We start from the raw sequence: 14,190 nt of genomic DNA, 5'->3' as shown, positions 1-14,190 counted from the left end.
GATGGTCACAAGAGCGAAGGATAGGTATCTGCCGACCGGCCGGTCTGGTAATCGGGCACACCGGAGGCCGGCCGCAGGCACCGTGCTCAGCTCGTCGTCAGGTCACCGCCGAAGTACGGCTTGACCCCGGCGAGTTCGGGAATGTCGGCGCGCCGCTGGGCGGGGCTGCGCGTCCAGTTCCACAGCAGGCGGCCGTCCATCGGGAAGTTGACCGCCGAGCGGTCGAACTCGTTCGTGTAGTAGGTGTTCGCCCGCTTGTCCAGGTAGGTTCTGGTCGCCTCCCTGCGGTCGATCTCGGCGTTGTAGGTCCGGTAGCCGGCCTCGTCCACCTCGACGGCGCGCTGCCCCGATTCGATGAGCCCGTGCAGGCACTCCAGCGCGAACCGCAACTGGATCTCCTGGATGTCCACGACGTTCAACCCGCCGGTCGGTGCGCTGTTCGGGCCGAAGATGACGAAGAAGTTCGGGAAGCCGGGCAGCATGGTGCCCAGGTAGGCGCGGGCGCCGTCCTGCGCCCAGAGCTCGGCGGGCGTGGTGCCGCCCGCGCCACGCACCTCCATCGGATAGAGGTAGTCGTTGGCCCGGAACCCCGTCGCGTACACGAGCACATCGACCTGGTGGTGCGTGCCGTCGGCGGTGACGAAGCCGTCCGGGACCACTCGCTCGATCGACCCCTGCACCAGCGAGACGTCCTCGCGCACCAGCGCGTCGCAGATGCTGTAGTCGGAGTCGACCAGGATCGGCCTGGTCGACATCGGCGGCGCGGTGGGGAGCATCGCCTCGAAGAGCTCGGGGCGGCCGTCGAACTTCTGGCGCAGGAATTCCACCCGCTGATCGCGAATGAGCTTGTTCAGCGGGCTGCGGGTATGCGGGTCCTCGAACTCGGGATCGACCTCGAAGGCCTGCCCGAGCCCCTCGGGCCCGAACATCCAGGCGCCGCGGAAGCGGGCGAAGTTGAGGAAGTACGGGAAGTTCTTCTCCAGCCAGAGCAGTTCGGGCGGGAAGGGCGACAGGTACCCGGGGACGTCGTAGACCCAGTTCGGCGTCCGCTGCACGAGCGTGGTGTGCCCGGCGGTGCCTGCCAGCGCCGGGACCAGCTGGTAGCCGGAGGCCCCGCTGCCGATCACCGCGACCCGCTTACCGGTGACGTCGAGATCCTCGGGCCACTGGGAGGTGTGGAACGACCTGCCCTGGAAGGAATCCGCACCCGGGAATTCGGGGACGGCCGGGCGCGACAGGAAGCCGACCGCGCTGATGATCGCGTTCGCGCGCAGTTCCAGGGGCCCATCCGGGCCGACGGCGGTGACGGTCCAGAGCCGGTCGGCTTCGTCCCAGACCACCGACCGCACCTCGGTGCCGAACCGGATGTTCTTGCGCAGATCGAATTCGTCGGCCACCCAGTTGAAGTAGGCCTCGTTCACGTGCCGTTCCGAGAACGGCCCCGGGAAGGGAAAGGTGGCGCCGTAGGTGTTGACGTAGCCGCGGCTGGGGGTGTCGACCCGGGCGCCGGGGTAGCGGTTCTGATTCCAGGTACCGCCGACGCCCAGGTCCTTCTCCAGCACCGTGTAGGAGATTCCGCTGCGCTCCAGGTGCACCGCCGCGTTCAACCCGCCCATGCCCGCGCCGATGACGGCCACCGAGAACTCGGCCAGCGCCGCCTCCGACGGCCGCTGCCGCCACGGCACGGCGCGCGCCCACGGATCCAGCGCCATCGTCTCCTGCCACAGCTCGAGCTGGAGGCCGGAGATCTCCGAGCCGGCGGCCAGGCTGATACTGCGCGGCAGCCGCTCGGCCGGACCGATGTCGATCGACGGCGCGCCCCGGTCGCGGTGCGCCTTCAGGAACTCGATCGCCTTGGTCTGGATGAGCTCCAGATCCTGCGGATCGGTCACGCTCTGGATCGGGAGGAAGCCGAAGACGACCTCCTGGGTTTCGGTCCTGGCGAGCGACTCGTCGCCGGTGAGCTGGTAGACCAGTGAACGCAGGACCATGGGATCCGCGGTCCGGACCGCGGCCTCGATCTGCTCGTCCGTCGAATCGACCAAGTCGGTATCGGAAAATTCCACTGTTGCTCCAAGTACTCTGTGCGGCCCGCGCGGCGGGCCCCATCGGGGTGACGCCCGGCTCCCGGGGCGTCGAGGACTGCTACGGGGACGGCGACCGGTTCAGCCGGCCGACTTCGCGAAGCCGGCCACCGCGGCGACGCTCGCGGCGTAGAAGTCCGGCATCGCCGACCGGAACATGAGGTCGGCGTCGTGGCACACACCGTGATTGGTGACCGCGACGGCGGGCACACCCGCGCGGACGAGCCTGCGGTAGTACTCCAGTGCCGCGTCGCGCAGCGGATCGAGTTCGTTCACCGAGATGAGGTGCGGAGGCAGACCGGCGAGCTCGTCGTCGGTCGCCCGGCCCGGCCAGCACAGCGGATCGGCCTGGTGCCGCCTCCCCGGGTCGTACGCCTCGTTCATGATGGCGAACAGCCCCTCGTGCAGGAAGTAGCCCTCGTTCTCGGTGAGCGACGGATAGCGGGGGCTCTCGCCGTCGCGGATTCCGAGCACCACGGGGCACTGGGCGTACACGCCGGCGATCGCCGAGGCCCATCCCTCGGCCGCCGCGCGCAGCGCCACCGCGAGGGCGAGCCCGCCGCCGCCGGAGTCCCCGTTGACGATGATCTGCGCGACGCCGAGCTCGTCGCGGTGCGCGGCGACCCAGCGCAGCCCGGCCGCGCAGTCGTCCGAGCCGGCGGGGTACGGGTGCGCGCCGAGCGCGCCTGCGCCGTTGCGGAACTCCACACCGACCACGACGACGCCGGCCGCGGCCAGTTCCTCCCGCCACCGGACGTAGAACCCGTGCCCGGCGCGCATGATCACCATGCCACCGCCGTGAATGTGGTAGACGCAGGGCAGCGGCCCGGGAATGCCACGCGGACGCGAGATGTGCAGGCGCAGGTCCCCGCCGGGGCCTGCGATCGTGGTCGTCGACGACTCCACCCCGGCGACCGGCGGCAGGCCATCGACGAAAGCGCCGAGCAATCCTTCGAAGCCGCCCTCGGTGGCGGACAGGAATTCCAGTAGCTCCGCGCGCTCCGCGGTCCAGTCGAGCGGGGGCGCGGCCGCCGGGCCGTCGAGCTGGAACGCCGCCAGCGCCGCGATCATGCGCGGATCGGCCCGCGGGTCGGTGCGCAGGGATCGCGATCCGCCGTTCGCCGCGGCGGACGGAGCCGCCGCCGGCCGCTCGGTCGTCTCGGAGTGTTCGGTCATCAAGTTTCCTCTCCATTGGGGAACCTCGGGATGGATGAGCGACGGCATCCGATCGGTTTCTCGATCATCCGGCGCCCGGGAAGCGGGCCGGTCCGGCGAACCGCACGGGACTGTCCCATCAGCGGGTTCGCGGGGATTCGATCCTTGCCCCGGAGCGGCTTCCAGGCGCTCGAGTGGCGTACCCATCATCTAGTCCGACCGGTCGGACTATACGCGGGAGAAAGGAGGCCGGTCAAGACCCCGGCAGCGAGTCCCGCATCGATGACCCCGCCCCCGAGGGCAGGCGAAAACGCGGCGTGACCTGCTGTCCGGAACCGGCGCGGGCCGGGGCGGGCGGCGCGCACCCGCGGTGTCCGACCCGCGGGCGCGGGCGGAACCCGGCCGCGGGCGGAGTTCGCCCGCGGCCGGGTCACGGATCGCCTCAGCTGGCGATGCACATGCCGAATCCGCCGCCTGCGCTGAACTTCACCCCGGTGACGAATGCCGCCTGCGGCGAGGCGAGGAACGCGACCACCGAGCCGACGTCCTCGCGTGAATTCGCCACCCGGCCGAGCGGCACCAGCTTCAGTACCCGCTCCAGTTCGGCATCGCTGTGCTTGGCGGCCATCTCGCTCCGGTTGAAACCGGGGTGCACGGCGTTGCAGGTGTAATCACCGGAGTCCTTGCGCGCCCAGATCGCCATCTCCTGGGCCACGTTCATGGTCAGCCCCATCAGCCCCGCCTTGGCGGCCACGTAGTTGGTGTTGCCCACGCTGCCGACCAGCGCGCCCTCCGAACAGATATTGACGATGCGCCCGTAGCGGCGCTCGCGCATCTGCCGGGCGAAGGCCCGCGACATCAGGAACGGCGCGGTGAGGTTGACCCGCAGCACGTCCGACCAGTCCTGCTCGGTCATCGTGTCGAACCAGGAGACCCGCTGGATGCCCGCATTGTTGACCAGGATGTCCAGCCCGCCGAATCGCTCGCCGATCTGCTCGAAGAGCCGGTCCACCGTCGCCTCGTCGGAGACGTCGCCCAGCAGCACGGTGCTCTCGTGGCCCTCCGCGGCGAGCAGCTCGACGGTCTCCTTGCACGGCGCCTCGTAGAGGCCGTTCACGATCACGGTCGCGCCGACCTCGGCGAGTTTGAGCGCGATGCCGCGGCCGATGCCGGTCCCGCTTCCGGTCACCAGTGCCGTCCGGCCGGTCAGATCGATCATGGGGAGACCACCTCCTGGGTCAGATGCGCACCGATGCCGGCGCGTTCGCGGACGATCCGCGTCATGGTCCGGTGTTCGCGCCCGGGCCGAGCCTGCGGCGCGGTGCTCATCCCACGGCCTCCACCGCGGCCGCGGTCAGGCGGAAGTCGTGCAGCAGCGCCTCGTCCGCCAGGGCGATCTCGGCATCGATCAGGTAGCCGGTCACCGGGCAGATGTACTCGCGCAGCACGACTCGGTCGGCCGCCTCGTGGTCCCAGTAGTCGAACTCCACCCCGAGGGTGCGGATCGGCGCCTCCCGGCGCACGGTGCTGATCTTGTAGTTCTCCTCGACCGCTCCCAGATCGGCCCCGTTGCACCACCAGCGCCCGGCGACGATGTGCAGCAGCTCGCCGATCCGCCGGGCTCCCGGCGGCGGCGGCAGCAGCTCCCGCGGATCGCGCCCGCCCAGCCGGGCCCGGCGGACCGCGAGCCGCCCCCGCGCGGTGGCCTCCGCGTCGACCTGCCCGTCGGCGTCGAGCACAACGGCGTACAGCCGTTCGGCCGTCGGCGCGTCCAGCATGCGGCCCGCCACGTCGGCGGCGACCGCCGCCGGATCCCGGCGGACCGGATCCCCGTACCCGGGGGTACTCGGGCAGATGGCCTCCCAGACGTCGCCGTCGACCAGCTCGATCGGCGCCCCCTTGAAGGTCAGCAGCTCCTCCGAGCCACCCGTGGCCTCGAAGGACTGGGCGGGGCCCGCGGTGGCCAGCCGGGTCAGGGCCTCGGTCGAGCGGGCGAGGCGGAACCCGGCGCGGCTGCCCGGGCTGCCGCCGAAGAGCCCCTCGGCCTTCGGGAAGGACTCACCCATGTGCACCTCGATGCGCACCTGCCGGGAGCCGCGCGGCGTGAACGCCTCGGTGAAGCCGACCCCGGCCCGGTGCCGACCGGCACCGTCCAGGCCCGCGGTCAGCATCCGCCGATACAGGCAGAGCAGCGGGACCTGGGCCTCGAAGTCCTCGACGTTCATGGCGATGGCGTCCGGGATCCACCACTGCCCGCCGACGTCGACCCCGTCCCGCGACGGCCGGCCCGCCAGCGAGCCGAGCAGCGTGTCGGTGTTCGGGAAGACGAAGAACGTGCCGTCGGCGGAGACCCCGTTGGTGATCTGGGTGTAGCCCTGAGGCACGCACGAACCGAGGATGAGATCCTCGGTCTGCTCGCTGCTGGCGAGCATCTTCGCGATGGCGAGGCTGGCCACGCTGAGCTGCATCTCGGTGGTGGTCGCGCCGGACGCGCTGACCGCGGCGGGGAACTCCGCGCAGTTGGCCAGGCCGCTGGTGGGCCGGAACTCCACCCGCCGGTACACCCCGCCGTACGCGCCGCCGAGATCGGAGGTGGCCTGCTGGGTGAGCGCGGCCAGCACCGCGCCGGCGAAGGCGGCGAAGCTGACGTTGATCGCCCCGATCTGCCGGTCGGTGCCCTCGTTGTCGACGATCAGCCTGTCGCCGGACTTGGTGATGTTGACCTGGTAGGCGTAGACGCCGCGGTCCCCGCTCACCGCGGCCTCGGTGAAGCCGCGGTGCGACCACGTCCCGTCCGGAATGGTGGCCAGGCGCCGGCTGAGCAACCGCTCCCCGGCGTCGAGGGTGCGGTGCATGACGCCCTTGACGACGTCGGCCCCGTATCGCTCGACGAGGGCGAGGATCTTCGCCTTGGTGGCGGTGTTCGCCGCGATCGCCGCGTGCAGGTCCATCTTGCTCTGCACCGGGACGCGGCTCTGGCGCGCGAACAGGTCGACGACGTCGGCCTGCAGCCTGCCCGAGGTGATCAGCTTGACCGGGGGCCAGTTCAGCGCCTCCTGCCAGGTGTCGGTGGCATCGATGCAGAAGCCGCCCGCGATCGGCCCGCCGACGTCGGCGTGGTGCATCGAGTTCGCCACCCAGCAGAACAGCGCGTCGCCGACGAATACCGGGGCGGCGACGCAGATGTCGTTCTGGTGGGTCCCGCCCACGAAGGCATCGTTGCCGATGAACATGTCGTCCGGCCCGACGCCGGGGTTCTCGACCCGGTTCTCCAGCAGCCACTTGGTCATCAGGGAGTGCGCGTTCGAGAAGCACTGCACGTTCGGGCCGAGGAAGACCAGGTCGCCGTCCTCGGTGAGCACCGAGGACTGGCAGTCCCGCGCCAGCATCACAACGGGCGAGACCGAGAGCCTGGTCAGCAGCGCCGAGTGCTCGAGGTTGGCATTCATCAGGGCGTAGCGGACCACCTCGTAGGTGATCGGGTCGATATCGTCGGTCCGCTCGCGGTGCAGGGTCAGCGCGGGCGAGATCTGCAGCTCCGCGGGCGGGATGTAGGACCGCATGACGCCGTCCCAGTACCGCGGCTGCGCGGCGGATGTGCTGTTCGAGGGGTGCGCGGGAAGTTCGGTGGTCGACATGGGGCTCCGATCAGCGGGGGGTGGAGGTGGCGGAGGCGAGCCGCTGCGGCGGGTCGGCCGCGACGAGCTCGAGCACGAGATTGCCGAGGCCGTCGGCGGTCAGCCGCCGGCCCGCGGGGACCGTGACCGTGGTGTGCGGCAGCTCCACCAGCGCGGGTCCGACGATCTCCCGCCCGACGCCGATCGTCCCGCCGTCGTAGACCGGGGTGGTGACCCACGACGCCCCGCTCGGCCAGTAGACGTCCCGGTCGCCGAGGGGCGCGGGCGCGCCGGCGTGCTCCGCGCCGTCCCGCCCGACCGGTGCTCCGGCCAGCGCCACGGTCGCCGTCACCCGCAGCGAGAAGATCTCCACGGCCGCGAACGCCGCGAGCGCCCCTTCGCCGTAGAGCCGCGAGTACTCCGCGTCGAACAGCGCGCCGAGCCGGGCCACCGCGGCGTCGTCGACGGTCTCGGGCACCGGGATCTCGATCACCTGCATGAGCTGTTCGGCGTAGCGGGCGTGCGCCACCGCCGTGAGGCCGACCTGCCCGGCATCGAAGCCGAGCTCGGCGATGCCCGCCAGGGCGCGCTCGCGCAGCTCGGCGATCGCCGCCCGCAGCGCCGCCGCGTCGAACGGGGCCCGGATCGCGACCTGGGTTTCGTACACCTGCACGACATCGCTCGACGCGATGCCGAAGGCCGAGAGGGTCGATGCCCCGTTACCGAGCGGAACCACCACCCGGTCGATGCCGAGTTCCTCGGCGAACGCGAAGGCGTGCACCGGACCGGCGCCGCCGAACGCGTAGAGCACGAAGTCGCGCGGGTCGAGCCCCTGCTCGATGGTGCGCTGCCGGATCAGGGTCGCCGCCTGCACGCCGTTGATGTGCACGATCCCCGCGGCGGCGTCCTCCACGGACAACCCCAGCCGGTCGGCGACCGAGCCGATCGCGCGCCGGGCCGCCGCCAGGTCCAGTGTCATCGCGCCGCCGAGGAACGACTGCGATCCGATCAGGCCGAGCACGAGATCGGCGTCGGTGACCGTCGGAGCGGTCCCCCGCCCGTAGCAGGCGGGCCCCGGGGTGGCGCCCGCCGACTCCGGGCCCACCCGCAGCGCGCCGCTGTGCTCGTCGACCGAGGCGATGGAGCCGCCGCCGCAGGCGATCGAGCGCAGATCCAGCCGAGCGGTGTGGAAGGTGTACTGGTCGATGATCTCCTCGCGCGCCTGCACCGGTGCGCCGTCGATGAGCAGCCCGACCTCGAACGATGTTCCGCCCATATCGGTGGCGATCACCCCGCGGTGCCCCTGCGCCGCGGCCACCGCGGTGGTTCCGGCCAGGCCGCCCGCCGGCCCGGAGCCGATGGTGTGCAGCGGCCGGCGGATCGCCGCCGACACCGGAACGACACCCCCGTTGGCCTGCATGATGAACGGCGGCAACGCGAGCCCGCGCGCGGCCATGGCGGCGGCGAACTCGTCGAGGTAGGCCGCCGAGGCCGGTCCGACGTAGCTGTTCACCACGGTGGCGACGGTGCGCTCGTACTCCCCCTGCCGGGGCGAGGCCTCCGACCCGAGGCTGACCAGCATGTCCGGCCGCTGCTCGTGCACGAGCTCGCGCAGCCGCTGTTCGTGCACCGGGTTCAGGAAGCCCCAGAGCAGCGCGATCGCCACCGCGTCGACGTCCTCGGCCAGCAGCGCCGCGATCGCCGTGCGGGCGTGCTCCTCGTCCAGCGGGGTGAGCACGGTCCCGTCCACCGCGACCCGCTCGATCACCTCGACCGTCCGGCGGCGCGGCACCAGCTCGCGCGGCTTGTCGGTGGCGTGCACGTTGAACAGCTGGTCGATCGCGATCCCTGCGGTGCGGCCGTTGCCCCGCATCATGGTCAGCGCGTCGCCGTGCCCGATGGTCGCGATCAGCCCGACCCGGGCGCCCTTCCGCTCGACCACCAGGTTGGTGCCGATCGTGGTGCCGTGGCAGAGCCGGTCGGTGGCGCCGAGCAGCGCCTCCACATCGGGCCTGCCGGTCGACTCGGCCAGCAGCGCCAGCCCGGCGAGCACTCCCTCCACCGGTGAGGTGGCGTGCGTGGACGGGGTCTTGGCGTGGTGCCTGCGGCCTGCGTCGTCGAGTGCGACGCAGTCGGTGAAGGTTCCGCCGATATCGATGCCAATGAGGTACGTCATGAGTTCGTCCGATCTCATCGTTGAGACTGCGGTGCCGGTGCCGGTTTCTCAGCGCGTTGGGGCTCGCGGTCGAGCGACTCCTGCCGCCCGACCGGCAGTTGGTCCGACCGGTCGGACTATAGGCGTGACGTCGCGCGATGGTCAATAGCGTGCGCTACGGCCCGGACAGCGAAAGTCAGTGCCGCGACATCGGTGCGCGGAGCCGATCGGGGTGGCAGGCCCGATCGGCCGTCACCGCGCGCGAGGGCCGGGTTGCGCGATCGCCCCGGCGTCGAACAGCGCGTCGACACGGCCGGGGTCCAGACCCCAGTCGAGCAGCACCGCGCGGGTGTGTTCGCCGGGATGCGGCGGCGGGCCGGAGATCGCGGGCGCCGTCCGGGAGAACCGCGGCGCCGGGGCCGGCTGCTGCACCCCGCCGACCTCGACGATCATCCCGCGTGCCACGTGGTGCGGGTGCTCCGCCGCCTCGCTCATCGTGAGCACCGGGGCGTAGCAGGCGTTGCCCGCCGCCAGCACCTCGTCCCACTCGTGCAGCGGCCGCGACGCGATGACCTCGCTCAGCCGTTCGCTCAAGCGCGGCCACCGCGTCCTGTCGTTCTGGTCCTCGAACTCCGGGTCGCCGTCCAGCCCCGTCGCTCGCAGCAGCTCGGCGTAGAACTGCGGCTCGACGGCTCCGATCGAGAGGTACTTGCCGTCACTCGTCCGGTACACGTCGTAGAAGTGCGCACCGGAGTCCAGGATGTTGGTACCCCTCGCGCTCTCGTCGAACTCGCCGATCGAACGATGCGCCCAGAACATGGCCATGAGCGCCGCGGCGCCATCCACCATCGCCGCGTCGACCACCTGCCCCCGGCCGCTGCTGTGCCGCTCCAGCAGCGCGCACACCACGCCGTAGGCGAGGAACATACCGCCGCCACCGAAGTCGCCCACCAGGTTCAGCGGCGGAACCGGGCCCTCCCCCCGCCTGCCGAAGTGGGCCAGCGCACCGGCCATGGCGATGTAGTTGATGTCGTGCCCCGGCGCGTTGGCGTAGGGGCCCGACTGCCCCCAGCCGGTCATCCGACCGTAGATCAGCCGTTCGTTGCGGCTCGCGCACTCCTCCGGGCCGAGTCCGAGCCGCTCCATGACTCCCGGGCGGAAACCCTCGAGCAGCACATCGGCGCCCTCCACCAGCGACAGCAGCGCGGCTACCCCGTCCGGGTGCTTGAGGTCGATCGCGACACTGCGGCGGTTGCGCTGCATGATGTCGTAGTGGGCCGCGGCCGGGAGTTCCGCGGATACTTCGCCGGGCCGCTCGACCCGAATCACCTCCGCCCCCATGTCCGAGAGCATCATCGCGGCGAAGGGCGCCGGCCCGAGGCCGGCCAGCTCGATGATCCGATAGCCCGTCAGTGGTCCGGACACGTGCCATGTCTCCTTGTCATGAGGGGAAGGTGGAAACTGTCCGCCGGTGGAGCCGGAGCCCGGATCCCCTCGTGCGCCCGAGGCCCGGCGCCTCGATACCCGCCGTCAGCGCGCGCGGCCGGTGACCCGGGCCAAGAGCTCGGTGAAGTACTCGTCCTCCCGGCGCAGGAGTCTCGCCAGTTCCCGCCGCCGCTGGACACCCGACAGCAGGTCGAGCTCCCGGATTCCCAGCGGATCGACCGCGTCGAGGAGATCGAGCTCCTGCTTGGTCGGCGGCGTGGTCGTGGCGAGATCGTCCGCGGTCTCGATCTCGAAGCCCGTTGCGGCCCGGACATCCTCGACCTCGACGCCCGGATGCACCGAGCGAAGCAGCCACCTGCCCTCCGCCAGCTCCATCGTGCACAGGTTGGTGACGACGAAGCCGATCCCGCCGGGGGTCTTGCCACCCCGGCGGGTGGCGTCTCCGGCGCCGGAGACGAAGTCGACCTCGGGCACGAAGGTCCGGGTCGAGTGGTCGGTGACGTAGACCGTGACCTTCTGGTCCATGACGCACAGGGCATCGATGCCGTTGGAACCCGGGCCGCGGAGCTTGGGTTTGCGCGGATCGCCGATCAGCGCCGAGTTGATGTTGCCGTGCGCGTCCACCTGCAGCGGCAGGACGAGTTCGAAGTCCATGCCGCGATGCTGGGCGAGGTCGAACAGATCGATGGCGGGCAGCGATTGCCCCGCCACCAGCGCCATCCCCTCGGTGTGGCTGTAGGAGAGGGGGAACCAGCGGTCGACGCGCGTGGCGTTGAAGGAGATCGGGTACAGGATCGCGTTGCCCGCATGCCCGGCCTTGGCCCACATCGTGGCGGCCATGGCCAGCGGCGTGAAGGCTCCGCAGCCGACCACGGAGCCGTCGACCACGCGCCTGCCCAGTTCGATGGCGATCAGATCGGCGGGCGAGTACGCGGGCGTGCCGGTTGCGCTCATGACAGCTCTCCGTCGAATCCGGACGCCAGCAGCGCCTCTCCGAGTGCGACCGACAAGCTCATCCGCCGCTCCAGTCCGGCTCCGTCCGCGCCGATGACGTGCTGCCGATAGAACTCCTCGTCCCGGCCGATCCAGGCGTCGCTGTACCGCTCCCATCCGCCCTCCCGCACCTGGTCGTGGTACTCGAGCTGATGGAGCAGATCGTCGGAGTACAGCGGGAAGCACGAGGTCGGGTGCGCGCCCCACGGCGCGTGCACGACATGCGACGCCGCGTAGTGACCGGTACTGACCCCGTTCGCGTGCGTCCTGGCCACCTCGAGCAACTCCGCCGTCCCGACCAAGCGCTCCGCGGTGATGATCAGCCGATCGGCTGCCTTGGCCAGCAGACCGTCGAATCCCTCGCCCCACAGCAGGTACTGGCCCTCGGGGGTCGCGTAGGGCACGTGCAGGATGGCCACGTCGACATCGATCGCGGGGGCCGCCCAGTACGACTGACCGTCGATCTCGATCTGCCAGCCCGGGTGGAACTCGTCGATCTGCGACCCGATCCAGGTGCGAATCGGGATCCACGGCACCCGCAGGGTCGTCGCCTGCAGCGATCGGACGATCGTCTGGTCACCGTAGTCGTAGTAGACGAGGTCGGGATTGGGCGGCCGGGTGAAGGCAGGCGCCAGCCCCACCGCCTCCAGGCTCACGAACCCGAAGGTCACGGAGGCAGCGGCGTCGCCGGCGATCAGCATGTCCGCGTCGATGCCGCCGATCGGCGCGATGACCCGCAGGTGCCTGCGCCCCTGCCGGACGATCTCGCGGACCGCCGCCATCGGATGCCGGTAGTGCAGGAAGCCCCCGAGGGCGACCGCGTCACCATCGCCGATCGATGCGATGGCCTCCGATAGTTCACACGTGCGATCCGCTGTTCTCATCCTCGGCACGATACAACCTTTCTTACACTCTGTGCAGATAAAGTGAACACCGCGTTCACCTATACTGATCTGAGTGAACAGTCTTATCTGACATCATGACCGGATTCGAGATCCGGCTGTTAGCCTGTCCTCGCCGACGGCGCTCGGCTTGCGGAACGATGCACAGGGAAGGAGCCATCGGTGACCGAGCCGAAGCTCCCCAGAACCCGCCGGAGCAGTGCACACCGGACGATCGCCAGGATTCTCGAGGCGGCGCAGGGCGTCTTCGCCGAGCGGGGCTACGCCGGCACCGAGGTCATCGAGATCGCCGAGGCGGCCAAGATCTCGCGCACCACGTTCTATCTGTACTTCGAGTCCAAGCATGCCGTCCTCCGCGAGCTGATCACCGCGCAGCTGCCGGATATGTCCCGGCGCGATTCCCGGGACGCCGCCGGGGGCCGGGAGTTGTCCCCCTTCGAGCGCATCGAGGCCGCCAATCGCGCCTACCTGGAGGCCTACCGGCGCAACATCGTCCTGATGAAGGTCTGGGCCGAGGCGGCCTTGCAGAGCCCCGAGTTCCAGGATCTGCTCATCGAGTCGCGCCTGCCCTTCGTGCTGCGGTCCGCCCATTACATCCGGGAGTTGCAGCTGCGCGGACTGGCCGACACCCGGCTCGATGCCGACTCGGCGGCGCACGCCCTGACCGGGATGGTCGCGGAGTACGCCCACACCTGGTTCGTGGAGGGGGCCGAGCGCGACCTCGAGCAATCGGTGGAGACGCTCACCCGGCTCTGGGCCGGAGCGATCGGATTGTCCGGCTCGGCGGCCGAGCGCACCGGGGCGGGCCCCGCCGAGGCTCAGGCGAAAACGTACTTGCCGCCGTCGACGCCGATGGCTTGACCGTTGACGTATCCCGCTCCGGCGCTGGCGAGGAACACCAGTAGCGGAGCGCAGTCCTCGTACGGGGTGCCGAAGCGGCCGAGCGGAATCGACTCGGTGAGCAGCTGCGCCGCGGCACGCCCCTGCTCGCTCAGGTCGTACGCCGGCGTCCGCACGACCGGCAGGAAGGTATTGGTGACGATCCCGAACTTGCCCCACTCCTGCGAAGCGTTGCGGGTCAGCGCCATGATGGCCGCCTTGGCCATCTCGTAGGCCGCGAAACCGGGGAGGCCGAAGACCGCCGAGTGGGAGGCGGTGTTGATCACCCGGCCGTACCCCCGCTCCTTCATGTGGGGAAGACACTTCTGCATGAACAGCATGCTCTGGATCGGCCCCGTCACGACGCTGTCCAGGACGTTGCGCGGCGTGGTGGCATCCAGGAATGCCATGTCCCCCATGCCGCCCTGAGCGATATTCGCCAGGATGTCGATGCGGCCGTAGCCGCCGATCGCGGCGGCGACGACCGCCTCGATCTCCTCTTCCTTCGCGACATCGCAGGCTACCGCCAGAGCCCCGCCCCCAGCCTGCGTTATCTCGTCCGCGATGTCGCGAACTCCACCCTCGTGAATATCCGCGAGCACGACCGCCGCACCCTCGGCGGCGAACCTCCGCGCGCAGCTACGGCCGATGCCGCCTGCCGCGCCGGTCACGATCGCTACACGCCCCTCGAGCTGCCCCATTGCATGTCCCTTCTCCGGTTGCGTGCGCCCTTTCACCGCGTCGCCGGGAGTACGATCCCGCGGGGCGCCGCGCCTGTTCGCACATCTGGTCCGACCGGTCGGACTATAGCGTGATCTGCGCTTTCGGGCAAGATCCGGTCCGGCGACCAGATCGCCGGGCGGCGCAAGGGGCCGTCGACGCGGCAGGCACCACAGGCGGACAATGGCGACCGCGCGTGGCGCCGAGCAGGCACTGCCCGCGGCCCCGTCGATATCGGG

General features: G+C 70.6%; 10 protein-coding genes. 1 reads left to right on the top strand and 9 read right to left on the bottom strand.

Going from position 1 to position 14,190, the window contains the following annotated elements:
- Positions 1–86: 86 nt before the first annotated feature.
- The 8 genes from NH2_RS07900 to NH2_RS07865 all read right to left on the bottom strand — a co-directional run bounded on the left by NH2_RS07900 (position 87) and on the right by NH2_RS07865 (position 12,334).
- Positions 87–2,045 carry a flavin-containing monooxygenase gene (locus NH2_RS07900; protein ID WP_245650471.1) on the bottom strand — a complete coding sequence of 653 codons (1,959 nt, stop codon included), beginning with the start codon at positions 2,043–2,045 and terminating at the stop codon, positions 87–89.
- A 120-nt stretch (positions 2,046–2,165) separates the two neighbouring features.
- A complete protein-coding gene (locus tag NH2_RS07895; RefSeq protein WP_245650470.1) occupies positions 2,166–3,260 on the bottom strand; it encodes an alpha/beta hydrolase fold domain-containing protein in 1,095 nt (364 codons plus the stop codon).
- Between the two features lie 421 nt (positions 3,261–3,681).
- A complete protein-coding gene (locus NH2_RS07890; protein ID WP_067650499.1) occupies positions 3,682–4,458 on the bottom strand; it encodes an SDR family NAD(P)-dependent oxidoreductase in 777 nt (258 codons plus the stop codon).
- A 106-nt stretch (positions 4,459–4,564) separates the two neighbouring features.
- On the bottom strand, positions 4,565–6,877 hold the full coding sequence (locus tag NH2_RS07885; protein ID WP_067650496.1) for a hydantoinase B/oxoprolinase family protein: 2,313 nt from the start codon (positions 6,875–6,877) through the stop codon (positions 4,565–4,567).
- A gap of 10 nt (positions 6,878–6,887) precedes the next feature.
- Complete coding sequence (locus tag NH2_RS07880; protein WP_067650494.1) at positions 6,888–9,032, bottom strand: hydantoinase/oxoprolinase family protein; 2,145 nt, start codon at positions 9,030–9,032, stop codon at positions 6,888–6,890.
- Positions 9,033–9,263: 231 nt separating this feature from the next.
- Positions 9,264–10,436: a CaiB/BaiF CoA transferase family protein gene (locus tag NH2_RS07875; RefSeq protein WP_067650491.1), complete on the bottom strand. Its 1,173-nt coding sequence runs from the start codon at positions 10,434–10,436 to the stop codon at positions 9,264–9,266.
- A gap of 105 nt (positions 10,437–10,541) precedes the next feature.
- Positions 10,542–11,411, bottom strand: a complete 870-nt coding sequence (locus NH2_RS07870; protein ID WP_067650488.1) for a CoA-transferase — start codon at positions 11,409–11,411, stop codon at positions 10,542–10,544.
- Entirely contained in the window at positions 11,408–12,334 is a 927-nt protein-coding gene (locus tag NH2_RS07865; RefSeq protein WP_067650485.1) for a CoA transferase subunit A, read from the bottom strand. Before NH2_RS07865 ends, NH2_RS07870 begins: the two co-directional genes overlap by 4 nt.
- A gap of 180 nt (positions 12,335–12,514) precedes the next feature.
- On the opposite strand from NH2_RS07865, the gene NH2_RS07860 reads away from it, so the two are divergent.
- Positions 12,515–13,213 carry a TetR/AcrR family transcriptional regulator gene (locus NH2_RS07860; RefSeq protein WP_067650482.1) on the top strand — a complete coding sequence of 233 codons (699 nt, stop codon included), beginning with the start codon at positions 12,515–12,517 and terminating at the stop codon, positions 13,211–13,213.
- Here the strand turns inward: NH2_RS07860 and NH2_RS07855 are convergent.
- Positions 13,171–13,932, bottom strand: a complete 762-nt coding sequence (locus NH2_RS07855) for an SDR family NAD(P)-dependent oxidoreductase (RefSeq protein WP_067650479.1) — start codon at positions 13,930–13,932, stop codon at positions 13,171–13,173. The two genes, NH2_RS07860 and NH2_RS07855, sit on opposite strands and share 43 nt — an antisense overlap.
- Positions 13,933–14,190 lie beyond the last annotated feature (258 nt).

Origin of the sequence: Nocardia harenae NBRC 108248 (genome assembly GCF_001612885.1) — a bacterium.
Classification (GTDB): Bacteria; Actinomycetota; Actinomycetes; order Mycobacteriales; family Mycobacteriaceae; genus Nocardia; species Nocardia harenae.
This window is presented reverse-complemented; position numbering and strand designations above follow the sequence as displayed.